The organism is Niastella caeni (assembly GCF_004834005.1).
Taxonomy (GTDB): Bacteria; Bacteroidota; Bacteroidia; order Chitinophagales; family Chitinophagaceae; genus Niastella; species Niastella caeni.
The window spans coordinates 1-26,270 of sequence record NZ_STFF01000001.1 but is presented as its reverse complement, the minus strand read 5'-3'; the positions used below and the strand labels follow the sequence as shown (position 1 = coordinate 26,270).

Below are 26,270 nucleotides of genomic sequence, written 5' to 3'. Positions count from 1 at the left end.
GCCTTGTAAGTTAAACGACTTACAAGGCTTTTTAATATTTCCGGTTGTTTTATTGTTTTGCAAATTTTATCAGCTCGCTATTGAATTTCTCTCTTTCTTCTACAAACAATCCGTGACCACTGTTTTCAAAACGAATGATGGTTGAATTGGCAATGCCTTTATGCATTTGTTCTGCTAAAGCAAACTCACATATTTTGTCTTTTACGCCGTGAAAGATAGCAGTGGGAACTTTGATCTTACTTAATTCAGAACGCAAGTCCGTATCTCTAAGGGCGATCAAACTCTGCGTGGCGGCATAAGGAGAAGCTTCCATATTAATACTGCCTAACCAGTTACCAATGCCAGGCGTTAACGCTGTTTCTGTAGCGGCAAATATTTTTCCGAAGTTTTCCAATAACTGCGGACGATTGGTTTTGCTCAGCGCTATCAATTCATTTACGGTTTCTTTTGAAAAGCCATAAGGATAATCAGTGCGTGATGTCCACACAGGAGCAGCCGCGCCAAATAAAGCCAGTTTTGAAACGTGAGCGCCGTTGTATTTTGCTACGTAGTGAATGGAAATGGCGCCACCCATGGAGAACCCGCCAAGAGTAGCGTTTTGAATATTGAGTTTATCCAGCACTACTTTAATGTCATCGGCATATACATCATAATTGTATTTGCCATACGGTTTATCTGATTTACCAAAGCCTCTCAGGGTAATACCAATCACCCGGAAACCTTTATCAACCAGTTCCTGGTATTGATACTCATACATGGCGTCGCTCAGCGGCCAGCCATGAATAAGTACCACTGGCTCACCTTCACCAAGATCAGTAACATGTACTCGTACATTTTTCTCTACTTCAATAAATTCCTGTCTGTTTGAAGCAGCAGGTGGTCTTGTTGTTTGGGCCAGACTATTATCAGCAGTAAATAAACCAGCGAAGAGGACGGGGATTACGAAAGCATTTTTTATGTTCATTGTTATTAATTTTAGAACACAAAGCTACGTTCGTGGGGAGGGCGGGTCAATGCATCAATTACTTCATTTATTGTACTTTTTTCCCTTCAGGCAGGTTTGTATTGTTTTCTAAATTCAACAGGAGATAGACCGGCCTGTTTAGTAAAGAGCCGGACAAAATAAGCAGGATCGTCATAGCCCAGCGAGTAACCGATTTCTTTTACAGATAGCTGCGTATGTGCCAACAATCTTTTTGCTTCCAGTATAATCCTTTCTTTAATTAAATCATTGGGAGCGGTATTGCCGTATTGCGTAATACGTTTATTCAGGAGTTTAGGAGAAACAGACAACATTTTTGCATAATCGGCTACTGTATGCTGCGTTTTAAAATGCAGTTCTACCAATTGGCTGAACTTTCGGAGGAATTCAATATCCTGCCTGGTTTCTGTTGAAGCAATGTCGTGTTCGGTTTTCCATATGCGGGTAGCCTTAATGATCAGTTTCTTTAATAGAATACGAAGCATTTCTTCCATGGCAGGTTCATCATTTTTTACTTCCTGCACTATTTCATTAAGAATGCCCTCCACCAGGCCTGATTCTTCTTTCGACAGGTACACGACGGGAATTTCATATACATTATTATATAGAATGCCATCGCAGGCAACCTCTTTGTCATGAATTTCTACACAATAAAAGTCCCTGTTATAATACAGGAGGGCGCCATTGCATGCATTATTTGGCGTGCTGAGCTCGTACCATTGATTAACGTTGATAAAAAATAATGCGTCTTGCTGTAATGTGTATTTATTGAAATCAATGGTAATGTGACCGTCTTTCTTTAGAAAGAGTATTTTAATATAAGGATGATATTCTGCATGATTCACCTGCCCTGCAACGTTTGTTTCAAACGGCAGTATGCCGAACTTTTTATAAATGAATTGACGAAAGAGAGCAGTCATTGATTGAGTTTGTAATACAAAGTAAGGGAATAGGTTTTAAATGCTGCTCTTTAGCCTGGTTTATGTTTTTTTCTATGTTTATAAATAGTTTTCGTATAGATGGAACTGTTTTAGTTGCTTTTGCATAATTTGGTTAGCAACAAAAAACTTTCTTCTATGAAAAAATTATTCTATCTCTTCTCCCTGTGTGTATTGTTGTCAGCAGGCATTGGGGAAGGGTAAGGAAGAAAAAGTACAACCACTCTTTTTTCTTTACCCTTTTCTTATATTACTGGAAGCAATACGCCAGAGGCCTTACTCAAAAGCCCAACCAGATATTCAAAAATCGTTTCGCTAAACAGGCTTTTTCCCCATTCCATGGCTGCAATGAACTGAAGTTGTTGCAATTTTATCGTTGCAGCCCTGCAACGGACCGTTGTTGGTTGTATTTTCGTCGTTGCAAGCTGTTATTTCCCCATTGCTGGTTGATATTACCCTATTGCAGGTTGCAATGGGGATCGTTGCAGGATTCCCTACGACTTACGTCGAAAGGGCTTTGTGCCCGGAACAAGATTATTTTCAATGCGGAAAAGACAAAATAGCAAGCATTTCGAATTACTTTTGGAAGCCACCACTGCAAAATATGAACACCACACATATTAAAAAATACGATTCGGCAAAACGGTTGAAAGCGATCTTTATAGGCTCCGTAGGTAACCTGGTTGAATGGTACGACTGGTACGCTTATGCAGCCTTTGCTTTATACTTTGCACCCGTATTCTTTCCCAAAAGTAACCCCACCGCTCAATTACTCGATACGGCAGCCATCTTTGCAGTAGGCTTTCTTATGCGACCCATCGGCGGATGGTTATTTGGCAGTATTGCAGACCGGGCTGGACGTAAAACTTCTATGACGCTGTCTGTTCTGCTAATGTCAGCAGGTAGTCTTATGATCGCGCTGGCTCCTTCCTTTGCTTCTGCCGGTATCCTTTCTCCCATTATACTGCTTACGGCCCGGTTAATACAAGGGCTTAGCGTGGGCGGAGAATATGGTACTTCCGCAACTTACCTAAGTGAGATCTCTACGGCGGGAAAACGTGGTTTCTATTCCAGCTTTCAGTATGTTACCCTTATAGGTGGTCAGCTTATTGCGCTGGGTGTACAATTGTTGCTGCAAAAGGTATTTCTGACCTCTGAACAGTTACACGACTGGGGCTGGCGGATCCCTTTTGTAATCGGTGCGGTACTTTCGTTATTTGCGCTTTTCATCCGTCAGCATATGCAAGAGACAATTGTAGTGGAGAAAAAGAATGCAAAGCGTGGATCTGTTATCACGTTATTAAAAGAACATCCGCGTGCAGTGCTGACTGTGGTTGGCCTTACCATGGGTGGAACATTGGCTTTTTATACCTATACTACCTACATGCAGAAATTTCTGGTAAATACGGTACATCTCAGCAAAGAACGTTCTACACAACTAACCTTCTGGCTGATGCTGATCTACGCGTGTATGCAACCGCTGTTCGGTATGTTGAGTGATATGACAGGCCGTAAACCTCTTCTGCTGGGCTTCGGTATCCTGGGTACTTTATTCACAGTACCCATTCTTACGGCGATCAGTCAAACCACCACTGAGTGGGGTGCATTTTCCCTGATATTAGCCGCGCTGATCATCATCAGCGGATATACTTCCATCAATGCCGTTGTTAAGGCAGAACTGTTTCCTGCTGAAGTAAGGGCGCTGGGGGTAGGATTGCCTTACGCACTTACGGTTGCGATCTTTGGTGGTACCGCTGAATATATTGCGTTATACTTCAAGAAGATCGGCCATGAGTCGCTGTTTTACTGGTATGTTACGGGATGTATCCTCATCTCCCTCACAGTATATGCTGTTGTAAGAGATACAAAACATACCTCACTTATTGATAAAGAAATTCGCTGATGTTACTATAAGGTTAACGGAAAAAGAAATAAAAAATGGCAAGCCATTTTCTGACTTGCCTTTTTGGTGTGAACCAAATTGCTCTTCCAAAAATATAAACAGGTTGTATATTTTTTCCAGGTGTTCCTGCCTGAACCGCTTCCTACTGCTGCTGGTGAAATCGTAAAGCCAGTGACACCGGTACCCTGTCTTCCAGCAATTTGTCTTTCGCAAGTCCAAATATACTGCCTGCGTGGTAAGTGATCCCCCATTTCGTACGGTCTATTGTGAGCGACGCTGTGGCAACAATATTCTCCTCATTCCTGACAATCGTGGCCGGAAAATGGATCTCCTTTGTGATGGCCCGCAAGGTCAGTTGCCCGGTAATATAATAGGAAGAATCGCTGGAGGCTTTAATGGCTTTGGTTAATTGAAACGTACCCTTGGGATACTTCTTCACATCAAAGAAGTCAGGGTCTTTCAAATGCGATACCAGTCCGTTATCGCTGCTCGTGTCATTTTTGTCTGTTAGGGTAATTGTATTCATATCCAGTTCAAAATAGCCTCCTGCAATTGTGCCGTTGGCATCCAAAGCCAGGTTGCCTGTAAGGGGTTTGATATAGCCCTGATGTCCATTTCCTCCTATGACTTGCATGCCTTTCCAATTGACAAAACTTTCAGGTATAACAAGGGAATAACCCACTACACTTCCCACCGGGGTGGAAGGCGCCGGCGCTGTAATAGCAAGTGTAGAAGCAGCGATAGCCGCCGTTGAACGATCCCGGCAGGCGATGGCGCCGGTGAGGCACAAGGGTGCGCAAACGAACAATAAGATTGACCGCATAAGATGTTGATTTATGTGATGATGAAAGCGGAAACAAAGAAGCCCGGGCTGTTGATACAAACCTACAGTGCGCGATCACAGGAGTGGTAAAAACCTGGTAAAAAATATGTAAACGAATGTAAAATCTGCCCGGCGCTAGGGGGGCTTGCAGGGAATACTGTAATTTTAAGTATGAGCTGGAAAGTCTTGTTGGCAATAGGCACCGCCCTTATAGTCATCGTTTCCTGGACCGCCATCCGTGGCCGGGCTGCCCTGCCTGTTATAGATCAGGCGACTGAAAAGCTGGTGATCCGGCAGATCGGTCACCAATTGCTGTTACAGGCCGGCGATTCCTCCTCCCGCATCCTCCCTGTGGAAGAGCGGGCGAACAAGGAATACCTTATCCGGTTTGCGGCACCTTTTACCTTTGTGCCCGATACCCTGGTGGCTATTGTGCGCCGGGTGGTAGCGGCCAACGGCCTCCCCTCCAGTTACCTCGTGGAAGTGATCCATTGCGCCCCATCGGCAGAAGTGATCTTCGGATTTCAGATATATAAAGACAATGCCCGCGATGTAATACCCTGCCTGGGTCGCCGGCAGGAAAAAGCTTGTTACAATATCCGGATCAGGTTTACAGAATCCGGGGCACCCGGCATGGACCCGTTTTCAAGCGGCCTGCTGGCAGGTAGCCTGGTGGCTATTCTGGTAAGTCTACTATTCCGCGCACTTTATATAAGAAAAGGAAGAACTGCCCACAAGCCAGGCAGTATGCCAGCCCTGGGTACCTCATCCGGGATAACGATGGATAGTTCAGGACCGCTAAATATTCAACCAGATCTGCCACCGGAAGCAATTAAACAGGAAGTCCCAACGCCAACCGGTATTGCTATTGGTAACCTGCTTTTCTTCCGGGAAAGTCAGCAACTGGTAGCTGGTGCCGACATCATTCTGCTCACAGCCAAAGAAGCCAAACTGTTGCACGTATTTGCCAACGCCCAGCAGGAAATGATAGATCGTGATCAGTTGATGAAACAAGTGTGGGAAGATGAAGGCGTGATCGTTGGCCGGAGCCTGGATATGTTCGTTTCGAAATTGCGTAAAAAGTTGCAGGCTGATCCGCGCGTAAGCATCCTGAATGTGCATGGCAAAGGATATAAGCTGGTCATCGGTCAAATGGCGTGCTGAACGTCGGTTTCCTAAATGCTTTTGCTGGTTTGTTTCCGGATGCGGCTAATTTAATAATATTACATTATAACATCAAACAATATGCGGTTATCAAATCGGGAATTGTGTGGTAATTCATTTGCGTGAAAGCGCGCATTCTTCGAAATACGTGTTTATACGCTTTCCTTTAATGTATGGGGCTGATAGCTTTGTAAAAAATTAATACCATGGCACAATCCTCTAACCCGCAAACCCTGAACTTTAACCAGGTAAAGTACTCCGTCGAACAAATAAAATACTGGTTAAATAATTTTAATGTAGATGTATTTGTTTTCTACAACCATTTCTCATCAAACGGTAACCCTAACCCGGCCATGCAGCTCTGTTGTTATGTACTTAACTCGTCAGGGTATTTGAACCCTAATAGTCCCGATATCCTCGAATCCACTTTGGGTAATGTTCTTAAAGTAGATTGCGTTAACCTCACGGCTAACCTGGTTAATGGATCGGCAATGAGCGCTTACCTGCAGCAAAATCCGGATTGCAATTACCTGCTGTTCACGCCTTCCATGTTCGACAACTGCCAGGTAATGTACATCATTCAGGCTGTTAAGTTATCAGACACACAAACTACTCCCGGCAACGGATCGTTGAACACCAATCCTTCTCCACCAGCCACTGCCATGGTTGACGTGGAAATGTTGTAATGCGCTCACTTGTTTCTATGGTAACCTCTTAAACAATCACCGATGGGCGATTTCTTTTCCGAACTGCTCGATTGGTCCGAAGCATGGGCGCCCCTGGTTGCACTGGGGGTTTGGGTTCGTCATCGAAAACAACCGGCTTATTTAAAACCGGTTGTTTTTTATATTTGGTTCGCCCTCGTCTGCAATGTCCTTATCGACTGCATCTGGAAGTTGCGAATGTTGATACATCAGCCTTATAATTCCAACAACTGGCTTTATAATCTGCATTCTATAGTGAGAATGCTGGCATTCAGCCGTTTTTTCATTTTACTGCACCAGCCTTTCCTGCAAACAGTAAAGCGGGCAGTGCCAGTGCTGTTCCTGCTGTTGGTGGTCATAGATTTCTCCATATATGAACATTTATTTGATTACAATACCCTGAGCAGTCAGTTGATGGCTTTAGAGGCGGGGTTGCTTCTTTTTTATTGCCTTCAGTATTATTTTTATAAGGTGAAAGAAGACCTTGATATGAACCGGCGGCAGCCCGATTTTTGGGTAGTGACAGGACTAGGCATCTACGTTGCAATAAATTTTTTTATTTTTCTCTTGTATAAGGAGTTGACCGTTCATTATACTCATTTTGCAGTGGATATCTGGAGCATCCACAATGTTTCGTATATACTGTTCCAGCTTTTTTTGGCAAAAGCATTGTATGAATCCTCCCGATAATAATATTAAACTGCTGGTGCTTGTGGGCGTTTCGGTGATGCTATTGTTGTTCATCAGCTTCCTCCTGTTCTTTATTTCCGTTCAGCGCGGGAAATATCGCTATCATAAGCATCTCCAGCAGTTGAAAGAAGAGCAACAGGAATTGCTGATCGAGGCGGCGGTGCGCAGCGAAGAATCTGAGCGGTTGCGAATTGCCGAGGCACTGCATGATGAAATGGGCGCCCTGCTCTTCTCGGCTAAACTGCATTTCCAGAATATCCGGCTCAACGAGGAGCACGAAGATAACAGTGCCTTATATAACAAGGGGCAGGAATTGCTTGACATGGCTATTCAGAAGATCAGAGGCATCTCGCATAATCTCCATTCCAGTATTCTTCAGGAATTCGGGTTGATGGAGGCTATCCGGCATTTTATACAAAAAACAGTAGACGAACACCTGATCGAGGCTTCCGTAGAGTTGGAGAACTGTTACACCACAGTGCCGCGGGAAAATGCAGTCAGTGTTTACCGCACCGTGCAGGAACTGGTGAATAATATCCTGCGGCACGCGCATCCGAAAAAACTTAGGGTCAGTGGAACTATTAATGCGACCAGCCTGGTGCTTACCATTTTTCATGACGGGGAGGGGCTAACGCAACAGCAGTTTGAAGAATTGCGGTACAGAAAGGATAGTATGGGCTTTAAGATCATTCAGAACAGACTGATACTACTTAAGGCCAACCTGCAATTTTCTGAGCGACCGGATGGTTACTATATTGATCTATATTTGCCGGTGTGAATGGGAATGTGGCCCGTTCGCACATACCCCTCAAACCTTAACTATGGATAAAATAAAGATTGCTATTGCAGATGATTATGCGATTATCCGGGATGGACTGAAAGTGGGCCTGGCGAGGGATGAAAATTTTAAAGTGGTGCTGGAAGCCGGGGCAGGAGAGGAACTGGTGCAGGGTGTTGCAGCAACTCCGGTAGATGTGGTATTGCTCGACCTGAAAATGCCGGGGATGGACGGCATGGAGGCAGCAGGGGTATTGCGGCAGCGGTTTCCGGGTATAAAGATACTTGTGATGACAATGTACGACGATGAGAAGTTTATTATCCACCTGATGGAACGGGGAGCCAATGGCTACCTGCTAAAAAATGCAGATGTGGCTGAGATACACAAGGCAATATATGCAGTTCATGAAACCGGCTATTATTTCAACGACCTGGTCAATAAGGCCCTTCTCCGAAAACTTACTATCCGGGGAAATGTAAAGCCTACTTTCCGGCAGGATATTGCTTTTACTGAGCGGGAACTGGAGGTGTTGCAACTTATTTGCGAAGAAAAAACCAACGCCGAAATAGGTCAAACCATTTTTCTCAGTCAACGCAGTGTGGAAGGCATACGCCAACGGTTGATCGAAAAGGTAGGCGTGCGGAATACCGCGGGGTTGGTAATTTTTGCAGTAAAGAATGGGATTGTGTGAAGCCTCGTTAAACACCGGAAGTATCTTCAGGGCGTATTAAAAGCTGAAGCTTCAATTCAAAAAAACCAAATATGTTTCCGTTGTCCTGAAAGATGGCAATGCAAATACCATAGTTTCCGGTTCCTGTTCCAAATATCTTATTATGATAAAACCAGAAATCACGATGCGTTAATCCGCATTCCAGGGGATTGAAAGATACCGGGGTAATGGTTGATTTGGCTTCGAAGAAGAGCAAATTTCCGTTTCCCTCAAGAATAGTATCACCTTTGTAGGTCTGTACATTATACAGTATAACACGGGAATCATAATTGAAACTATCCGACGCTGCATGCAGGTATAGGTTAGTTGCCCTATCTTCAGTTATATCAAGCACATGCGGTATAATATTTAGTTCACTGGTGCTTAGGTCAGGAATATCATCCCCTTTAATATTCACAGTACTGCTTACCTTAACCACTTGTATATATTCCGCTGATAGAGGAGTAGGGGCTAAAGGGTCTGAACTTGCAGTATTGAAGCGATCTGTAAGCAGGGAGGTAAGCACAATGAAATGCAACCATATAGCGTTTGAAGTATTTTCTTCCATAACTACATAGATGAGTGACAGGGAATAAGGCGGGAACTGCCACTTGCATATATCCCGCCTTGTTTAATTATTTTGCGATAATGGTAGGATCCCATTGGAAATAACCGTAAAGGTTAAGGTCTGTATCGTACAATGCAAATCGCAAACCATAATTTTCAGTTCCCTTTTTGTTTACTGTGTTTTGAGCAAACCAGAAATCCTGCTGAACCTTTTTTACTGAAAGCGGATTAAAGCCGCTGGGCACTATTGTGTCGTGTCCGGGAAACGCCTGAAATTCGAAATTTGGTTTTAAGAACACGTCATCTCCGCCAAATTTAAAGAGACTGTAAACAATTACAGGTTGGTCAAAATTGTCGTACTCCGATGTAGCATAAAAACGTACTACATCACCCTGTTTGGCCTGAAAGCTCAGGTCGCCGGTACCCTGACCGCTGATACTGGCTCCGTCAGATACCACCATGTACTGATAAGTATGGTTAATGCCTGTAGGATTGTTTTGATCTTTACTTGGATTTTTAATATCGTTCATGAGGCGTGATGTGTCAATTACGATATTGACATTAATGACTTTGTTCGGCATGATTGTATAGATTAAGGTCTTACTCGTAAGGCTTTTCAGAAATACGCCTCCCGCTGAATTAACTGAACGGGATCAGTTCGTTTATTAGAGTGGGCTTTGCTCCACTGCAAAAGCTTTTGTATGCACAAAGTTGATCAGATGTGACATTGATTACAAGCGTGGAATTACGGCATTTTTGCAAGCAGGTGTTTATACGCATACTCACACATTATGAAAATATGATTTCATTTTGCTTTAAATTAATATACCCTGATCATCTTCTATATTTAACAAATAATGTCAGGTCAATAATAGGCAGATTGTATACTTTAGGTGAAATATTGAGAAGTCTCAGATAAAATGGCAAGTTTCTTCTACGTGAACATTTGCTCAGGCATAGTTTTGCCACACATTTACTAAAAAAAGTAACATTTAAAAGGCGAATGCTACACTTTTAATTGTCAATACTGATTTTTTAAGCCAAAGCCGGTTAACGGTATATATTTAAGCGCTTTGCGTCACCTATTTACCTTACATCCGGAGAATAAAAACAAATTTTATTTAGTTTTAATTATTACAATATCATCATGAGATTTTTTTTTAGTTTTTTGTGTTTGCTTGTTTGTTCAAAAGTTTTTTGTCAAACTACTGAATTTGAAAAAACAATAGAAAGTATACAGCTTGTATCAATTCAGGGGAATACATTACAAGGGTATGATTTGAAGGGGCAATCAAAAGGTAAGATTGTAGTTCTTGAATTTTGGGAAACCTGGTGTATGCCTTGTATAGAAGCAATGGCACATGTGAATAGACTGAAACAAGCTTATCCTAATGATTTGCTTGTTGTTTGCGTGGCAAGTGAAGGCTTGCCAAAAGTGATAAATTTCATAACCAAAAACCAGTATCCTTTCAATTTTGTTTTTGATAGCACCAAACAGTTGAAAGCAATTTTTCCACACCAAAGCATTCCACATACAGTTATAGTAGACAAAGGCGGGAAAATTCAATCGCAGACCCTACCTAATTTCTTAACCGAAAAGGAAATAGACCTGTTATTGGGTGGTAAGTCGATTGACATACCGCAAAAGAAAATCGCTTCCAGATATCAAAACAATGAGGATGCAAGCAAACTATTCAGGTTTGAATTATCTAATAGTGAGTTGGGCGACAGGCCTGAAGTAAGCATTACAAATGATCAAAGGCCGAAGAGAATACTTAAAGACTATTTTGTAAATACATTTATTGATACGGTAGAAAAAATTAAAGAATACGAATGTAGAGCACAAAACGTTTTGCAATTCTACCAGCTTGCATATGGCGAAATTTCGAAGTATCACTTTCTCATTCCTGCAGCATTAGCCTATATTGATTCTACTAACCTGGCAAACAGATATAATCTCCTTTTTTCATCCTCCAACTTATTTGGCAATTTTGACGATCTGTTCATCAATCAATTAAATGCTGTTTTCGGACTGCAAACGGAAAAGATACAAATTGACACCACCGTGTTTATTTTGAAAGATATAAAAACAAGTGGGGACATTTTAATGAAAAAAGATGATGGCAAGCCTGAACAATTCAAGATCAATTTGCGTGACTCATTATTTATTAAAGGTTATATAAGCGCAAAAAAAATAGCCCGTGAAATTGAGAACATCATAAAACATAGAGTTGAACTGAACCCATCACTCGCAGACAATTATTATGAGGTAAACATTGCCATGGAAAGGAAAGAAAATGACGTTAACGAATGGGTTTCTGTTTTAAAGAAGGAAGGTATATACATTGAGAAAGAAAAGAAAAAAATTACTTATATCAGCATAAAAAAGAAGTGAAAAAAAATAATTATCTATAACAGTTTAATTAACCTTTTGACCGATAAATGGCGATGGACAAGGCAAATGCACATCGGTTTGGCAATATGGTGGCTGACATGAGGACTCTAACATGTTGAACTGTTCGACATGATCATTGGCACCAGGTTACTTCATCCTGAAAAAGTTGGCAGAACGCTTTTCAACCTGATCCGAAAAAGGGCACAAAATTGACACGCCTGAAATAAAAAAAACCTGTAAATCAATTGACTTACAGGGCTATGTGCCCCACTTAATTATCGAATTTTTATTTTGTATTTGTGCCGTAACAATGAAAAAGGAGAATACTACTACTTTGATTATCAATGCCGTTTTTTTAGGTCAAGACCGGTTAACGGCATATATTTAAGTGTTATGTGCAATTAATGAAGACTCTACTTATCATATTTTCCATACTGACATTGTCATGTTCAACAACGACAAACACAAACAGACAAATCTTTATTAAAGATATTGGATGGAGATTTAAAGTGCCAAGCAACATTTCATTTAATGACTCGTCCTTTAACAAGGACGGGACATTAAATGAATCTATCCCCGAAAATGGTTCAAGCCTGAGACTTTTTGTTAGTAAGACAGAAAAAGGATTTCTTGGTGCTTTTATATGGAACGATACACTAGACGCAAAAGGCTGGAAGGACTACCATGACAAAGACACTGAATGGTATTTCAATGAAATTCGCCACCTACCGACAATGACAGTATTGGACACTAAATATTATACTGAAAAAGTTGACAACATTGATTTCCTAGTTCAACAAGTTAAGTTTATAAAAAAAAGTACGAGCGACACAGGCTATACATACCATTATTTCGGAAGACTTAAAGGTAAGGGACTTGACTTCAGTTTTGAATACTATGACAAAGAACTTGGAAAATCATTTCATAATGTATTGACTAGTTCGAGATTTGCAAACTAAATGCACATAACATTCAGTTTTGCGTCAGCAGGGGGCGACGAATAAATCCTCATCTTAGTGCTACTATCAGCTACATATCCGGCTGACCGACCACGGATGAGCATCAGAATATCAATTTATTTTTTTATTGAAATTCTCTTTCTTTCTTGCACTCAAGACAAAGGACATCCAGATAATATTTTCTTTGTTTCTAATGCTTATAACGTGCAACGGGATTCAGTTGAAAAAGGGCTACTTCCTGGCCCTCTTCCTCCGCCAGTTCCTTTTTATATGAATTATCACTTTTTAGTGGACTCTGCGGGACAGTTGTATTACTATCAATTAGACCAAAAAGGTTGGTTTGTGGGACAGGTTACGATTATAATGTTCCTCTTTTCATGGGATTAAAACCCGATAAGCTATTTCAAGTCTCAGAAACAAATGTCGTTGAGGTAGTTAAAAAGAATATTTGATTCAAGAACTTTCATTCCGGTGGGTAATAATTGGATTAAAAAAAGATACTATAGAGTCGAACGGATTAGCTAAACTAATGGATATGCTAAACTCAGATTCAAACAAGGTGAAATGGAATCTAAGAAAAGCTACCCTTGAAGAGTCTGTGATTGTTGATTATAAGAGAAATAAGATAAACTATAACTCTGATAGTGTTTTATGGGACACAACTAAGATTAAGTTTATTAAACAGTCAATTAAATTTACTCCTACTAAACTCGAAGACGAATAGTAGCACAATATGGAGTTTTCGGACCAGGAGATGGAGGATTTGATGTTTATTTTTAAGCTTAAACCATTAATAATAAAACGGATTGAATGTAATAATTTCAGCTGCAGACTGTTAATTATTTCGATTTTCAAGGTGCGCGTCGGGGCAACTGCACCTTATTCGCCTTCTATGCCTGGAGTGGTGGGGCAAAACGAAAAAAGGCATTCTGCTGGATTTACCAATCAGAGATTTTAATAATATCATAAACTTACTGGTGTGATTTTAGGCTTTTTTAATGGCTTATCCGAATTCTTCAATTGTAACGATTATAAAGGGTGAAAACATCTTCGGTAATTTCATCAGATTTTTAGTAATCTCGTTGTCGGGAGATAGTTAAGGTTACCATCCATTACTCTTACTCCTATTCCTAAGGTTTTGATTATTTGCCATGCCGTGACTGATAAAGCGAAGCTGTGTGCAGAACACGAATTGTCATCCAATAGCAAAAATCAGGAATATGGATACGGTTGTTGAATGGTAATAATATTTATATTGTATTTGCGCCGTAACATAAAAGGAATTTAAATGTCAGTAAGAAAAGTATTTTGGGATGACCCTTATCAAACCGAGTTGCAAACAACTGTAACATCTGTAAGTGAAAATATCATAACACTTAAGGAAACTATTGCTTATGCTTTTTCAGGCGGCCAACAATCAGACGATGGAACTATCAACGATTACAAAATTCTCAAGGCACAAAAAAATGGCAAAGAAATATATTATACAATTGACAATGGGCACAACTTGAAAACTGGCGACACCGTTCTATTAAAAATAGACTGGGACAAACGCTACAAGATTATGAAACTTCACTTTGCCGCAGAGGTGATCTTAGAGCTTGTGAACCAAAATTTTAACAGACCAGAAAAAATTGGTGCAAACATTACATCAGAGAAATCAAGAATTGATTTTATTTGGGAAAATAATATTTCAGAAATGTTCCCAATTTTAGAACAAAAGGCAAAAGAATTAATCGCAGCTGACAAGCCAATTATAAGTGCATTTAGTAACGAGGATGACGAGATACGCTATTGGAAAATTGAAGGTTTTGGGCAAGTTCCTTGTGGTGGCACACATATAAAAAGAACCAGTGAACTTGGTGCATTAAAACTAAAAAGAGATAGACAAGGTAAAAGCAAAGAACGAATAGAAATTTATTTGGCTTAAAAAAATGAAGCGAATTTTACAGCAGCCAAAATGGGGTTTTCTGCTATGCTGGCTGAAGAATATATACTGATCGTCCCGTTCGCTTATCATCTGTAGTCCGGGCTGGATGAATAAAGCCGAGCAACAGAATATAATATCAACTGCATTTACTTTACTGAGCGGCGGTTTGGGCTGACGAATTTTTTTAGGGCAGTTTTGGAGGATTTGAATTCCTGCGTTCCTGAAGTGTGCCGGTCTGTTACGGCGGTTGTGCGTGTCATTGAGTGTGTCAATTATGTGTCAGAAATAGTGATAGAAAGCGTAAAAAAGTGACACTTTTTTCAAAACTTTCCATTGACTTCGAAAAAAATTGGACAAAAATTTGCGTAACCCAAAAGTTACGCATAAGTTTGTAACCTAAAAGTTACATAATATGCAAAAAGAAATTAATCACGAATGGATTTATGAGCAATCTCCCACTGAAGTTTGGGAATATCTCACACAAGCGGAACTTATCGCTTTATGGCTGATGCCAAACAATTTTAAACTTGAACTCGGACACGAATTTCAGTTTACTACAAAGCCAATGCCTGAACTTGAATTAGATGGTGTTTTTCATTGTAAGGTCCTCGAAATCGAAACATATCGAAAACTTTTATACAGTTGGAAAGGCGGTTCAGGAAATGGAATTTATACATTAAATACCATTTGTGAATGGACATTAGAACAATACGGAAAAGGTACAAAATTGAAGTTAAAACATTCAGGCTTCAAGGAACACAATACAGAAATATTTATTGGTATGACAGACGGATGGTTAAAGTTAGCCGAAAAAATGCTTGCCCACATTAACACACAAAAATAGTTTGACTATGAAAATCGGAATAATAGGTGTGGGTCAAATTGGCTCTACCTTAATTAGGCAATATGCAAAAGCAGGTCACAAAATAAAATTCACAAATGCGAGTGGAATTGAAAAACTCAATGCTCTTGAAAAAGAAACTGGAACAAAAGCTGTTTCCTTAATTGAAGTGGTTGAAGATATTAATGTGTTGGTTGTTTCAATTCCATTCATTGAAATTCCAAACTTGGCAAAGCAATTGTGCAAAAGAATTGCTACTGATACCATAATTATTGATACAACAAATTACTACCCTATTAGAGATGGCAAGATTAGCGAAGTAGAAAATGGAATATTTGAAAGTATTTGGGTTTCAAACCAACTCGAACGACCTGTTATAAAAGTATATAACAGCATATTAGCAGGTTCACTTCTGAAAGAAGGTCTTCCAAAAGGCTCAAAGAACAGAATTGCTTTGCCCATTTCAGGCGAAAGCGAAAAATCAAAGCAAATTGTTGCTTCGCTTGTAAATGATAGTGGTTTTGATGCCGTAGATATTGGCGATTTATCAAATTCCTGGAAACAACAACCGGGTAGTCCAATTTATTGCACCGACTTAACTATTCCAGAATTGAAAAATAATTTTGATAGAGTTCAGCGGAATATTTTAGCCCTAAAACGTGAGCTTGCGTTGCAATTTATACTAAAGCAAGAGTTTACTAATTGGATGAACTGGTACAAAGACTGCGTTACAAATAATCGTGTTGTTTACGAAACACTTTTAAACAATTAAGCAATGGCAACACCAAATCTTGACGTTTTTCAAGTTATTGCAGACCCAAGTAGGCGACAAATTTTACAAATGCTTACCAAAGACAGCTACAACATAAACAGCATTTCAGAAAAATTTGAAATGAGTCGACCAGCGGTTTCAAAGCATATCAAAATTTTACAGACAGCAGGATTTATCTCCATTCAAATTGTAGGCAGAGAACATTATTGTGCTCTCAATAAAAAAGGATTTGAAGAAATCAGAAAATGGATAAATCACTTCGATCAATTCTGGAATAGCAAATTGAAGAATTTGGAAAAGCTACTCAACAACAAAAAGACAATTAACTAAAAATTTGGAAATTGGAAATGAAAAAAGAAATAATGCTTCAACAATTGGAACAAAGCAGAAATGATTGCTTGAGGATACTCGACAAAATCAGCCTAGAAAACGTACATTTTCGTTTAACCGAAAAAACAGCATCCGTAGGGTTTATTTTCCGACATATCGGAGAAACCACAAATTTAATAGCACATTTTTTTGGATACAAGACAGATATAGAAGGTACTACAATTGGACAAGTAGATTCAGGAAATGAATATGATTTAACAACAAGTAGCAATCTGTTTGAAAAAGGATACCAAACTCTTGTGGAGCTTGTAAAAGTGACTACTGAAAACGGATGGTTAGAAGAAATTGAAACTAGTTGGTTTGGTAAAATTTCACGGATAAAACTTTATACCATTCTTCTTCTCCATAATGCCCACCATTGTGGACAAATAGCATCAACAATCGTAAAAGGAAAGAGATTTTAAAATTCAGCATTATGGAAAAAGACAACTTCAAACTTGTATTATCTACAGAGCGACCCCCAAAAGAAGTCTTTCAGACAATTCTTAAAGTTAGAGATTGGTGGACAGGTTATCACAATGAACAGTTCACAGGTGAAACCGAAAAGCTAAATGATGTGTTTCATTTTTATGCAGCAGGTGGCTTGCACCAATGCACTCAAAAGATTGTTGAGCTAATTCCAAATCAAAGAATAGTTTGGCTTGTAACTGACAGTACATTAGGGTTTGTAGAAAAATCAGATGAATGGAATAATAGCAAAATTATTTTTGACATCTCGAAGAAAGAAAACAAAACACAACTTACATTCACTCACGAAGGACTAACACCTGAAATTGAATGTTATAATTCCTGTGCACCATCCTGGACAAGATATTTGCAAAACAAACTAATGCCTTTAATTAGCCAAACAAAATTATAACCCCAAAAGACAAATAGCCCAGGATGAAACAACGACCCGCTAACATTGCATTGGCGTATATGGCGGGGCGACGAATATATACTCAGCTTTTTGTTCGCTATTTAGCTTCGGTTTCGGCAGACGAATAACGCCAAGCAGTAGAATTAACAATGAGCTTTTGTATCTTTAATCAGCATTGGTTCCGGGCTGAACGTTTAATGAATGCCGCCACATTGCCAATGCTTCAACGTTAGTGGCAATGCCTAATGAGCAGTGCTTTTTTATTCGGGGAGTGACAGGGGTAAAGACTCTTACTGGCTGGACATATCCTTGATAATTGACAGATTAACGCAAGACACCAAAACTTTTGCTATGAAACCACTTAATGAGTGTTTAGATATTCTTTTAAATCGGTTAGCTGACAACTGGAATAATTATGGCAACGATAGAAAGTATCTAAGCTGCGAGGAAATGATGACAATTTTTGAGCTTAACCTTCAATATTTGTATTCTGTTGGTAAAACGTAATCTTATCTTTTTCTGAACGCTGGTTTTCGTCAATAAACTCGGCGTATTTGTCTTCTCTTAGTCCTTCAAAAAATTCATGTTTGCGGTATAATAATAACGGTAATGGGATGGTACTTTATTCAACAGGGCGGTTACGTTCAGAAGAATAATATTGAAATGCTTCAGAGAAATATTTTGAAAGCGCAAGCCAAGGCAACCCTACGCCTAACTGTGGTGGTTGCTGTTTTGCTGTTCCGGTTGAACTGGTTGGACGCTTGTTGATAGTTCAAATTTTATTCATGAGCAGACAAGCAGGTGGGCTTACAATGGCAAGTCAATCTTTCCATTGACAAGTAGTGGTTTTTCTGACACTCTTTTAAATGACGCACATTTGACTGATTTTCCGCGATGGTTCGGCGGACAAGTGTCCATTTACAAATTCAAAACAGGTTGGATTACAATTAAGCCAGGCGCTGACGATTCGATCGAACTAAACGACTTTGTTGTCATAAACAATAACAAATCAGAAATGGCGGTTTATCATTTATGGGGTGAGTGATCGCCAGCAAACAACATGGGGTTTTCTGCTATACCCCGGCGTCAGGAATCGAACCATACAAACCATTCCTTTACAAGTACTTAAGAATTCAAGCTATAAAAGGCGAAATTAACATAAACTAAAAAGGCCTCAAGTCTAACGACTTAAAGCCCTTTTTGTTTTTGGTGCCCAGGACAAGATTCGAACTTGCACGCCGTTTCCAGCACCACCACCTCAAAGTGGCTTGTCTACCAGTTTCAACACCTGGGCACTTTAATTGGGTCGCAAATTTAATTGATTTACTGATATGTTGCGAAAGAATTTCTGAAACCTCCTTATTTCAAAACAATCCTAAACGTAGTTCCCTTTCCCGGTTCAGAGTGCTTCACAAATAATTGCCCTTTATGATATTGCTCAATGATCCGTTTGGAAAGGCTCAAACCCAGGCCCCAGCCACGTTTTTTGGTGGTGAATCCCGGTTTAAAAACCTTGCTAACATTCTGTTTGGAGATCCCCTTGCCGGTATCGGTCACATCAATAAAAGTTTGTGCGTCCTGCTGCCAGATATGGAGGGTGATCATGCCTTTTCCTTCCATGGCATCCAGGGCATTTTTCAGCAGGTTTTCAATTACCCAGTCAAACAGGGGAGGGGAGATCATGGTGTAGATCTCATTTATATTACGGGAGTTCAGTACAAACTGCACTTTACCGGGTGCGCGTTTGCGAATGTATTCAACCATACTGGCTATCTGGGCTACAATATTATGTTTCTCCAGGTGCGGCGTGCTGCCAATTTTCCCGAACCTGTCAGACACTAGCTTTAACCGGTCCACATCTTTTTCCATCTCCTGCACGATCTTTTCGTCGGAATAATTTTCTTTCATTATTTCTACCCAACCCTGCAGCGACGTTAATGGCGTGCCCAATTGATGTGCCGTTTCCTTGGCCATTCCTGCCCAAACCTGGTTTTGCGACGAACGAAAACTGGTGGTCAGCGCGAGAATGGTAATTATAATAAACATGCTCACAATAAATAACTGTACCAACGGATAATACCGTACCTGGTTTAACAAGGAAGTATGACCGTAATTGTACAGGTTTTTTTCGGCCGGGTTCAGCGGATCAACCCATTCAATGGTGGGGTTTTGCGAGCGGAATTCAATTAATTTTCTGCGAACATAATTACTGTCACTGGCAACACTGGCCGAATCGAGGTTCACATGATCGAGTATATGTCCTTTTTCATCAGTAACTATAATGGGTACGGTATTATTTTCGGCAATGATGATGCTTACCAGTTTATCGCTCAACCCGGTGGTGTCAGACAGCAACAATTTGGTAGCTTCTACCCATTCTTCTACTTTTTGCCTTTCTTCGCGGGCAATTTTCCGCGCCAGGTATTGCGAATAGAAAATAGTACCGCTTACAATTGCTATGGCAATGAGGGCTAATCCGGTTCTCCAGTTAAAAAGCGGTTGAATCATTCGTCTAATTTATAAAAACCGTTCCTTTGCATCCTTTAATTGGTTGAATTATTTTTACACCAGCATGACGAATCCACTCGTATCTATAGTAATCCTTAACTGGAATGGACGTAATTTTCTGCAGCAGTTTTTACCGTCTGTGCTGGCGACTACCTATAATAATAAAGAAGTGGTGGTGATTGATAATGCGTCTACCGACGATTCGGTTCAATATCTGCAGGAGCAATGGCCTACTGTGCGCATTATTCAAAACAAAGGCAATTATGGATTTGCGCAAGGCTACAATGAGGGCCTGAAGCAGGTTCAATCGAATTATTACGTGCTGTTGAATTCAGACGTGGAAGTAACGCCCAATTGGCTCGATGCCATGGTGGAACTGCTGGAAAAGGATGCAACGATAGCGGCTTGTCAGCCTAAGATCTTACAGTTCTTTAATAAAGAATTGTTTGAATATGCGGGTGCGGCCGGTGGCTGGCTCGATTGCCTGGGCTATCCCTTTGCCCGGGGGCGCATTTTTGATGTTTGTGAGAAAGACGAAGGGCAGTACGATACGGCGGAGCCTATTTTCTGGGCCAGCGGTGCGGCTATGTTTGTACGGGCCAATGTGTATCATGCCCTGGGCGGACTGGATGAATACTTTTTTGCGCACCAGGAAGAGATCGACTTTTGCTGGCGGCTGCAATTGGCGGGCTACCGGGTATTTGCCTGTCCACAATCTGTTGTGTATCACGTAGGTGGCGGTACTTTGCCTAAGGGAAATGCCCGCAAGGTGTTGCTGAATTTCAGGAATAACCTGGTGATGATGGCGAAAAATATGCCGCGGTGGGAAGCTACCTGGAAGATCTCGTACCGGTTTTGGCTGGATTATATTTCGGCTTTTAAATCGCTGTTGGCCGGACAAAAAACCTATTACCGGTCGGTAATGAAAGCGCATGCCGCTTTTTTGACCTGGCTGTTCGTGAAGCGAAAAAAGGCACTTTTTCCGCCAAAAAAGAAGAGCGAACTGCATGGTTATCTGCATAAAAGCGTGGTGTGGGGCCATTTTGTAAAAGGCAAAAAGACTTTTACAGAAATTGTTGATAATAAAAGGTGAATTTTTGGTTTGAACTATTATTTTTGCACTGCAATCAAATGAGTTATGGAAAATCTGGAAAAAGATCCCCGCGATAAAGACTTTAAAAGAAACTGGGTAAATTCATCTGTATTTCTGTTTTACCTGCAAGTATTCTGTATTCTTGCATTTGTACTGGGCGGTTGCTACAGCCTGTATACACAACGTTATAAAGGTAAGCCCAAGGTGGAAGTGCCTGCGAGCACCCAATACACTCCGCAGTATAAATAAATGATTTTTAGCGAGAAAAATTTGGTTGAAAGTATACAATTCCTATTTTTGCAGTCCCAATTACGAAAGCAGTGAATCACAAAAAGATAAGCTGAAGTAAAAAAGGAAAAAGAGATCTTTTCAAAATAATTATCGCCTTTGTATAAACGCTTTGGCGATTGAATGCGGAAGTAGCTCAGTTGGTAGAGCGCAATCCGCCAGCTGGCGGATTGAGGTCGCGGCTGTAAACAATAAATATAAAACGTTCTTTAAAAAAGTCATACAAGCGGAAGTAGCTCAGTTGGTAGAGCGCAACCTTGCCAAGGTTGAGGTCGCGGGTTCGAGCCTCGTCTTCCGCTCCAAGAATTCCATCCGAAAGATGGAATTTTTTGTTTCACAAAGATCCTAAGGTGAAGTACCGGGATCAGGTATTTGGTGTAGATTTAAGAATAAGGTTTACCCGGGTGGTGGAACTGGTAGACACGCAGGACTTAAAATCCTGTTCCCCGCAACGGGAGTGTGGGTTCAACTCCCATCCCGGGTACGAAATGTAAAGCCTTGTAAACGAAAGTTTACGAGGCTTTTTTGTTGCGATCCCTGGTGGGTATATCGAACAAATATTGGATCAGGTTGGAAAGTTGGGGCATTCTTCGAGATAGTACGTCGTGGGCGGTGCCATTAGCTTTCCTTCGAGAAAAGAAAAAAAGACTTTTATGTAGTCCTGCTCAAGATGCCAATCATATTCTTGCCTTGAAGCGTATATCGCAATAATTATAAGCTTATTGGGCTCGTTGGATTTTCTCATCAGCATGAAGCTTTCGCATCCTTCTTCAAGCAAGGTATGTTTCCTTATATGATCTGCCGGTGGCAATACCTCCTCTATGAACTCAGGACGTACTGTGAGTTTTACATGTGTGATAATTTTATCGTTTTTCATAAAAATTGTTTAAAGGGAATGCTGGAGTTCTTTAAGGCAAATGCCAAATTGAACTCCAGCAAATAAAAACTATCCCTGGTTCATCATTTCAAATGCTTCAGCAGGAGCTGATAAATAAAACTTTCTGAAATCTGCTGTCTGACCGATCTTGATTTCAAAGTCGTCCTTTTCAATACCGTCTATTAATCCCTGTGCAACTTCAATAGGAGGAATCCCGTTTTCTTCGCCACCTATTTCTTTGGAAAACTCGGTATTAACCAAAGGAGGCATCAGTTCAAAAACTTTGATTGACGTGTCCTTTGCCAGGGTGTGCCTAAGTGAAAGCGTATAAGAGTGTACAGCAGCCTTACTATCTGAATAAGAAGGCAACTTTGCCGTAGGAGAAAAGGCAACGATAGAAGTTACGTTAACAATTGCCGCTTCCGGCTGTTTTTTTAGAATTGAAAGAAAGCCCTCCGTCAAACGAACCAGTGAAAAATAATTGGTAGCAAATTCTGCTGTCGATTTTTCAAAAGCGCCTGCGCTCTCTGCATGTGTATAGGCAAAAGCACGACCGGCATTATTGATCAGCACACTTAATTCCGGATGCTTTTCTGATACCTGGGCTATAAGATCTTTTACATCGCTTTTACTGTTGATGTCACAGCGTATGGCAATTGTATTGGACAATGATTTGACTGCTGCATTTAACTTACTTTCAGTTCTGCCAATAATTATGATTTTGTTTCCTCTGGCGCTTAATAATTTTGCGATTTCGAAACCAATTCCTGATCCACCACCGGTGATGAGAACGGTTTTATTTGTAATATTCATTTTAATTCTTTAATTAATATTTTATATAATTGCGTTACACCAATAACATACTTAATTGGCTGTTTTCACGCTTTTTAATATTGATCCTTCAAACATTTTGGGTACATAACTTTGCAGGAAGAGAATCATACCAGTCATTTTTCCTACGGGGTTGCTAAACTTTGGTTCCTTTGTATCAATCAATTTTGAGATCGTATTTACAACCGCATCCGGTGCTTCTGCTTCTTCCAAACTTTTTTTAGTTAGCGCATTAACCTGTTTTCTGTAAACATCATAGTCTGCTATGTTACCGGTTGCCGAATATGAATTATGACCGATATTGGTTTTAAACCAAACAGGTTCAACCACACTTACTTTAATATTGAATTGATTTAATTCAAAACGTAACGATTTAAAGTAGCCTTCAACTGCATGTTTTGAAGCAGAATAATAAGACAGATTGGGTGGGCCGATTAAGCCAACGATAGAACTTACGGTGATGATCTGCCCATGCTTTTGTTTTCTGAAATAAGGCAATAGGGCATTCGTAACCTTAACCGTACCCCAAAAATTGGTTTCAAACTGTCGTCTACCCACCTCAACCGGTGTTTCTTCTGCAAGTCCTGTTACCATAAAGCCTGCATTGTTAACCAATACATCTAATTGCCTGATTTGTGAGAATAATTGCTCAGTGAAAGACCTTATAGAATTATCATCGTCAATATCTAATCGTAAAAGCTTGAAGGAAACTTTTCCTTTGAATTTCTCAGGTTCCCGGCTTGTACCGATGACATTAAAACCTCTTTCGTGAAGATTATTTGCAAGCATTAATCCAAAACCTGATGATGCGCCTGTAATTAATATTGTCTTTTTCATTGTAGTAAACTTTTATAAATCTGACATGATGATTATTGCAATACCACTGCTGCCAGGTTTGATTAGTGATTAGTTCTTAAGGAAAGTATTGATGTAGCCTGATATTAATTCCGGATATTGGTCCTGGGTGGCGTGGCCAGCTTCGGGCATAACTATAATTTGAAGCGTAGATGTTTTCTTTACCATTGGATACCAGTTTTCGACCGGGAACGCAGGGGCATGAATTTGCGGTAACCAATTTTTTTGTTGTCGATGGTTGCGTATTGTGTTGTTGCAATCAAAGCAGTGGATTCCATTTGTTTACTATTTGTTTTTTGTGAATGTGCCTGATTGATTGCAAATAGAGTTGTCGCAAAAAGCAACGTAGTGAATTTTATATTCTTCATAAAAATCTTTTAATATGTACCTGCGAGTACAATAATGGTTAAAAAAATAGTTAAACTGCCTGGTCTCTGATGACTAACTGCTGTCTATGTTCATAATGATATTTTGATTTATAGTGAATAGTACTGTACCCGCAAGTACATAATTGTGCAAAAAAAATTTATTCCAGTATTTTAAGGTTCAGGTCAATTAGTGCTTTCAGTTTTGCCGGATCTTTTACTATGTTCCTGGTAACGTTTAATCCGTTCCATAAGTTGATAAAATATAATTCCAAAAGTTCAGGTGAAAGGTTTGTTTTAATATGGCCTGATTTTTTTGCTTTTTTCATTGCATCCGTAAAGGCATGTGCAATAGTCAAAATTTGTTCCCCAGCTATTTTTTTTAAAGCTTTATCTTCCGCCTGCACCACAGTATTTGCGAAATAACATCCACGCTTATAAAAACCTGTTTTTGGATCGGCCATCACATAGAAATAGGATCTAATGGCTTCTGTAGGGTTATCGATGGTTTTAAGTACTTCCAGAAAAGGTTTAGGGTAGAGGCTGAAAAAACGCCTCACTGATTTTTCAAACAATTCCTGTTTCCCTCCTTTATAAGCGAGATAAAAACTGCCTTTACCAATGCCCATTGCACTCAGGAGCTCATTTGGAGTAGCATTTTCATATCCCTTTTCCCAAAACACCTCAATAGCGTTGTCGAGAGCTTTTTCTTCGTCATATATTTTTGGTCTTCCTGCCATATTTTCTCTATTCCCGGTGTAAAGATATATACTGTACCCATAAGTACAAAATAATATTGAAAAATTATTTCAATTCATATTTTACAATGGAACACTGCATTCTTGTAGTTGGTGAGCGTACGCCACTACCTCACCTGGGGGCGAGCCTGTTCTTTCAGCTGTTAGCAGTCTGTTTAGGTTCGTTATTATTTTCACAGGCAGCCGGCCATGTTGCTACGGATGCGGCAAAAGAATTGATGGGCTATTTATTACCGCAAGGCACTCTGGAATATTTTTATAAAATCCGTATAGTATATAAGTGGCCAATTATTATCTTCCAATGCGTATTTATGCAGTTATCCTTGCTAACTATGTATTAACCCTCGTTCATTAACATAGATCAATTACGTATTATTTTGTATCGATAATTCTATTTAGATCATCTATGACTCACTATGGAGCATCAGTTCATAACTATTCAACATAAGTATGTAACTTGTGCATGTAAGTACAGAACTTTACACGAAAGTTATGCACTTATTGGTCAATGTTGTATAGGGTTGCTCCAAAGTTTTATAAGGTTGCGCCAATGTTTAGTCAGGGTGCTCCATTTTTAAAAGATTGCTCCGGTGTTTAGTCAGATTGCTCCAATGTTAGTTATAGATGCGGCATAGTTAGTCATAAATGCGGCTACTTGTCTCGTCCTAACATAACTATACAGGTGAAGAATAAATCCTGAAGCAACTATACACAAGCGGCAGATAGTCCTGAAGAAGCTATACACAAGCAAGTGATAATCCTGAAGTTGCTTTACAGTTTGAGTTTTCAAAAATAAGGATTGGTTTTGTTAATCCGTAAAAAGAGGCGGGGCCTGGCTTAAAAAAGGGAGCCGCCCCGCCTCTTTTTACTGGTTGCTACATTGCGGTAAGAGGCTGTATTTCCTGAATTACATTTTCAGACTGCAGATTGCTATCAACCCTTTTTTTAGGGTATTGCTTCCATCTTTTAGTTAAAATGCCTTGTTTTAGATGAGCCTGGGCTGGAGTTAACAGATCACAGCTACCATGAGGCCTGTGCTCATTATATGCTGTTATGCTGTTCTTAATCAGTTCACAGGTTTGTTCAAAACCACAGGAAGAACTGTAAAGGTTAAACTCTGTTTTAAGAATTCCATTAACCCGTTCGGCCAGGGCATTTTCATAGGGATCACCATTTTCTGTCATGCTGATAGCTATTTCATTTTCCTTTAGTATGCGCACATAATCAGCAGAACAATATTGTGAACCCCTGTCAGAATGATGGATAAGAGCCCGTTTGGCGTAAAGCCGGT

30 protein-coding genes and 3 tRNA genes are annotated in these 26,270 nt (G+C 40.1%); 20 read left to right on the top strand and 13 right to left on the bottom strand.

Translation table 11 applies throughout. The annotated features are described in order from the left end of the window. Positions 1-49 precede the first annotated feature (49 nt). Complete coding sequence (locus FAM09_RS00165; protein ID WP_136575057.1) at positions 50-964, bottom strand: alpha/beta fold hydrolase; 915 nt, start codon at positions 962-964, stop codon at positions 50-52. An 86-nt stretch (positions 965-1,050) separates the two neighbouring features. Continuing rightward, entirely contained in the window at positions 1,051-1,902 is an 852-nt protein-coding gene (locus FAM09_RS00160) for a helix-turn-helix domain-containing protein (RefSeq protein ID WP_136575056.1), read from the bottom strand. Positions 1,903-2,524: 622 nt separating this feature from the next. Between FAM09_RS00160 and FAM09_RS00155 the strand changes: the two genes are divergently transcribed. Next, complete coding sequence (locus FAM09_RS00155; RefSeq protein ID WP_136575055.1) at positions 2,525-3,823, top strand: MFS transporter; 1,299 nt, start codon at positions 2,525-2,527, stop codon at positions 3,821-3,823. Between the two features lie 142 nt (positions 3,824-3,965). Here FAM09_RS00155 and FAM09_RS00150 read toward each other — a convergent pair whose 3' ends face one another. After that, positions 3,966-4,646 (bottom strand): YceI family protein, encoded by a 681-nt coding sequence (locus FAM09_RS00150; protein ID WP_136575054.1) that lies wholly within the window; start codon positions 4,644-4,646, stop codon positions 3,966-3,968. Positions 4,647-4,817: 171 nt separating this feature from the next. Here FAM09_RS00150 and FAM09_RS00145 point away from each other — a divergent pair, with 171 nt between their 5' ends. The 5 genes from FAM09_RS00145 to FAM09_RS00125 all read left to right on the top strand — a co-directional run bounded on the left by FAM09_RS00145 (position 4,818) and on the right by FAM09_RS00125 (position 8,673). After that, on the top strand, positions 4,818-5,810 hold the full coding sequence (locus FAM09_RS00145) for a winged helix-turn-helix domain-containing protein (RefSeq protein WP_136575053.1): 993 nt from the start codon (positions 4,818-4,820) through the stop codon (positions 5,808-5,810). A gap of 206 nt (positions 5,811-6,016) precedes the next feature. After that, on the top strand, positions 6,017-6,496 hold the full coding sequence (locus tag FAM09_RS00140) for a hypothetical protein (protein ID WP_136575052.1): 480 nt from the start codon (positions 6,017-6,019) through the stop codon (positions 6,494-6,496). Between the two features lie 42 nt (positions 6,497-6,538). Then, positions 6,539-7,204: a hypothetical protein gene (locus tag FAM09_RS00135; RefSeq protein WP_136575051.1), complete on the top strand. Its 666-nt coding sequence runs from the start codon at positions 6,539-6,541 to the stop codon at positions 7,202-7,204. Then, the gene (locus FAM09_RS00130) at positions 7,188-7,982 is read left to right on the top strand and encodes a sensor histidine kinase (RefSeq protein WP_166436977.1); all 795 of its coding nucleotides are present in this window, start codon (positions 7,188-7,190) and stop codon (positions 7,980-7,982) included. The genes FAM09_RS00135 and FAM09_RS00130 overlap by 17 nt, the downstream gene beginning before the upstream one ends. 43 nt (positions 7,983-8,025) lie before the next feature. Beyond that, positions 8,026-8,673 (top strand): response regulator transcription factor, encoded by a 648-nt coding sequence (locus tag FAM09_RS00125; RefSeq protein ID WP_136575049.1) that lies wholly within the window; start codon positions 8,026-8,028, stop codon positions 8,671-8,673. Positions 8,674-8,680: 7 nt separating this feature from the next. Here the strand turns inward: FAM09_RS00125 and FAM09_RS00120 are convergent, their stop codons facing one another. Both FAM09_RS00120 and FAM09_RS00115 read right to left on the bottom strand, forming a co-directional pair. Continuing rightward, entirely contained in the window at positions 8,681-9,259 is a 579-nt protein-coding gene (locus tag FAM09_RS00120) for an AidA/PixA family protein (RefSeq protein WP_136575048.1), read from the bottom strand. Between the two features lie 67 nt (positions 9,260-9,326). Further along, entirely contained in the window at positions 9,327-9,839 is a 513-nt protein-coding gene (locus FAM09_RS00115) for an inclusion body family protein (protein WP_136575047.1), read from the bottom strand. Between the two features lie 566 nt (positions 9,840-10,405). On the opposite strand from FAM09_RS00115, the gene FAM09_RS00110 reads away from it, so the two are divergent. The 9 genes from FAM09_RS00110 (at position 10,406) to FAM09_RS00070 (ending at position 17,404) form a co-directional block, all read left to right on the top strand. Then, on the top strand, positions 10,406-11,653 hold the full coding sequence (locus tag FAM09_RS00110) for a TlpA family protein disulfide reductase (RefSeq protein ID WP_136575046.1): 1,248 nt from the start codon (positions 10,406-10,408) through the stop codon (positions 11,651-11,653). A 404-nt stretch (positions 11,654-12,057) separates the two neighbouring features. Continuing rightward, the gene (locus FAM09_RS00105; RefSeq protein ID WP_136575045.1) at positions 12,058-12,612 is read left to right on the top strand and encodes a hypothetical protein; all 555 of its coding nucleotides are present in this window, start codon (positions 12,058-12,060) and stop codon (positions 12,610-12,612) included. A gap of 96 nt (positions 12,613-12,708) precedes the next feature. Continuing rightward, positions 12,709-12,999 carry a hypothetical protein gene (locus FAM09_RS00100; RefSeq protein WP_136575044.1) on the top strand — a complete coding sequence of 97 codons (291 nt, stop codon included), beginning with the start codon at positions 12,709-12,711 and terminating at the stop codon, positions 12,997-12,999. 901 nt (positions 13,000-13,900) lie between these two features. Beyond that, positions 13,901-14,542: an alanine--tRNA ligase-related protein gene (locus FAM09_RS00095; protein WP_136575043.1), complete on the top strand. Its 642-nt coding sequence runs from the start codon at positions 13,901-13,903 to the stop codon at positions 14,540-14,542. 412 nt (positions 14,543-14,954) lie between these two features. Continuing rightward, entirely contained in the window at positions 14,955-15,386 is a 432-nt protein-coding gene (locus tag FAM09_RS00090) for an SRPBCC family protein (protein ID WP_136575042.1), read from the top strand. A gap of 7 nt (positions 15,387-15,393) precedes the next feature. Next, positions 15,394-16,155 carry an NADPH-dependent F420 reductase gene (locus FAM09_RS00085; RefSeq protein ID WP_136575041.1) on the top strand — a complete coding sequence of 254 codons (762 nt, stop codon included), beginning with the start codon at positions 15,394-15,396 and terminating at the stop codon, positions 16,153-16,155. Between the two features lie 3 nt (positions 16,156-16,158). After that, positions 16,159-16,485 carry an ArsR/SmtB family transcription factor gene (locus tag FAM09_RS00080; protein ID WP_136575040.1) on the top strand — a complete coding sequence of 109 codons (327 nt, stop codon included), beginning with the start codon at positions 16,159-16,161 and terminating at the stop codon, positions 16,483-16,485. A gap of 17 nt (positions 16,486-16,502) precedes the next feature. Then, positions 16,503-16,949 carry a DinB family protein gene (locus tag FAM09_RS00075; RefSeq protein WP_136575039.1) on the top strand — a complete coding sequence of 149 codons (447 nt, stop codon included), beginning with the start codon at positions 16,503-16,505 and terminating at the stop codon, positions 16,947-16,949. 11 nt (positions 16,950-16,960) lie between these two features. After that, positions 16,961-17,404, top strand: coding sequence for an SRPBCC family protein (locus FAM09_RS00070; RefSeq protein ID WP_136575038.1), 444 nt, complete (start codon positions 16,961-16,963; stop codon positions 17,402-17,404). Between the two features lie 1,207 nt (positions 17,405-18,611). On the opposite strand, the gene FAM09_RS00065 is transcribed toward FAM09_RS00070, so the two are convergent. Beyond that, positions 18,612-18,698 (bottom strand) — tRNA-Leu (locus FAM09_RS00065). Positions 18,699-18,763: 65 nt separating this feature from the next. After that, a complete protein-coding gene (locus tag FAM09_RS00060; protein WP_136575037.1) occupies positions 18,764-19,912 on the bottom strand; it encodes a sensor histidine kinase in 1,149 nt (382 codons plus the stop codon). A 64-nt stretch (positions 19,913-19,976) separates the two neighbouring features. On the opposite strand from FAM09_RS00060, the gene FAM09_RS00055 reads away from it, so the two are divergent. The 4 genes from FAM09_RS00055 to FAM09_RS00040 all read left to right on the top strand — a co-directional run bounded on the left by FAM09_RS00055 (position 19,977) and on the right by FAM09_RS00040 (position 21,777). Further along, entirely contained in the window at positions 19,977-21,005 is a 1,029-nt protein-coding gene (locus FAM09_RS00055) for a glycosyltransferase family 2 protein (protein ID WP_136575036.1), read from the top strand. Positions 21,006-21,050: 45 nt separating this feature from the next. After that, positions 21,051-21,254, top strand: a complete 204-nt coding sequence (locus FAM09_RS00050) for a hypothetical protein (RefSeq protein WP_136575035.1) — start codon at positions 21,051-21,053, stop codon at positions 21,252-21,254. Between the two features lie 265 nt (positions 21,255-21,519). Next, a tRNA-Gly gene (locus tag FAM09_RS00045) sits at positions 21,520-21,595 on the top strand. Between the two features lie 96 nt (positions 21,596-21,691). Continuing rightward, a tRNA-Leu gene (locus FAM09_RS00040) sits at positions 21,692-21,777 on the top strand. Positions 21,778-21,858: 81 nt separating this feature from the next. On the opposite strand, the gene FAM09_RS00035 is transcribed toward FAM09_RS00040, so the two are convergent. The 5 genes from FAM09_RS00035 to FAM09_RS00015 form a co-directional block, all read right to left on the bottom strand. Then, positions 21,859-22,170, bottom strand: coding sequence for a putative quinol monooxygenase (locus FAM09_RS00035; protein ID WP_136575034.1), 312 nt, complete (start codon positions 22,168-22,170; stop codon positions 21,859-21,861). Between the two features lie 69 nt (positions 22,171-22,239). Beyond that, positions 22,240-22,983, bottom strand: a complete 744-nt coding sequence (locus FAM09_RS00030; protein WP_136575033.1) for an SDR family oxidoreductase — start codon at positions 22,981-22,983, stop codon at positions 22,240-22,242. A gap of 51 nt (positions 22,984-23,034) precedes the next feature. After that, complete coding sequence (locus FAM09_RS00025; protein ID WP_136575032.1) at positions 23,035-23,838, bottom strand: SDR family NAD(P)-dependent oxidoreductase; 804 nt, start codon at positions 23,836-23,838, stop codon at positions 23,035-23,037. Positions 23,839-24,017: 179 nt separating this feature from the next. Beyond that, entirely contained in the window at positions 24,018-24,224 is a 207-nt protein-coding gene (locus FAM09_RS00020) for a hypothetical protein (RefSeq protein WP_136575031.1), read from the bottom strand. A gap of 158 nt (positions 24,225-24,382) precedes the next feature. Beyond that, a complete protein-coding gene (locus FAM09_RS00015) occupies positions 24,383-24,961 on the bottom strand; it encodes a TetR/AcrR family transcriptional regulator (protein ID WP_136575030.1) in 579 nt (192 codons plus the stop codon). A gap of 86 nt (positions 24,962-25,047) precedes the next feature. Here FAM09_RS00015 and FAM09_RS00010 point away from each other — a divergent pair, with 86 nt between their 5' ends. Beyond that, positions 25,048-25,320 (top strand): hypothetical protein, encoded by a 273-nt coding sequence (locus tag FAM09_RS00010; RefSeq protein WP_136575029.1) that lies wholly within the window; start codon positions 25,048-25,050, stop codon positions 25,318-25,320. A gap of 534 nt (positions 25,321-25,854) precedes the next feature. Here the strand turns inward: FAM09_RS00010 and FAM09_RS00005 are convergent. Beyond that, positions 25,855-26,270, bottom strand: a 416-nt coding sequence (locus FAM09_RS00005; protein ID WP_153825432.1) for an integrase core domain-containing protein, incomplete at its 5' end; no start/stop codon positions are given.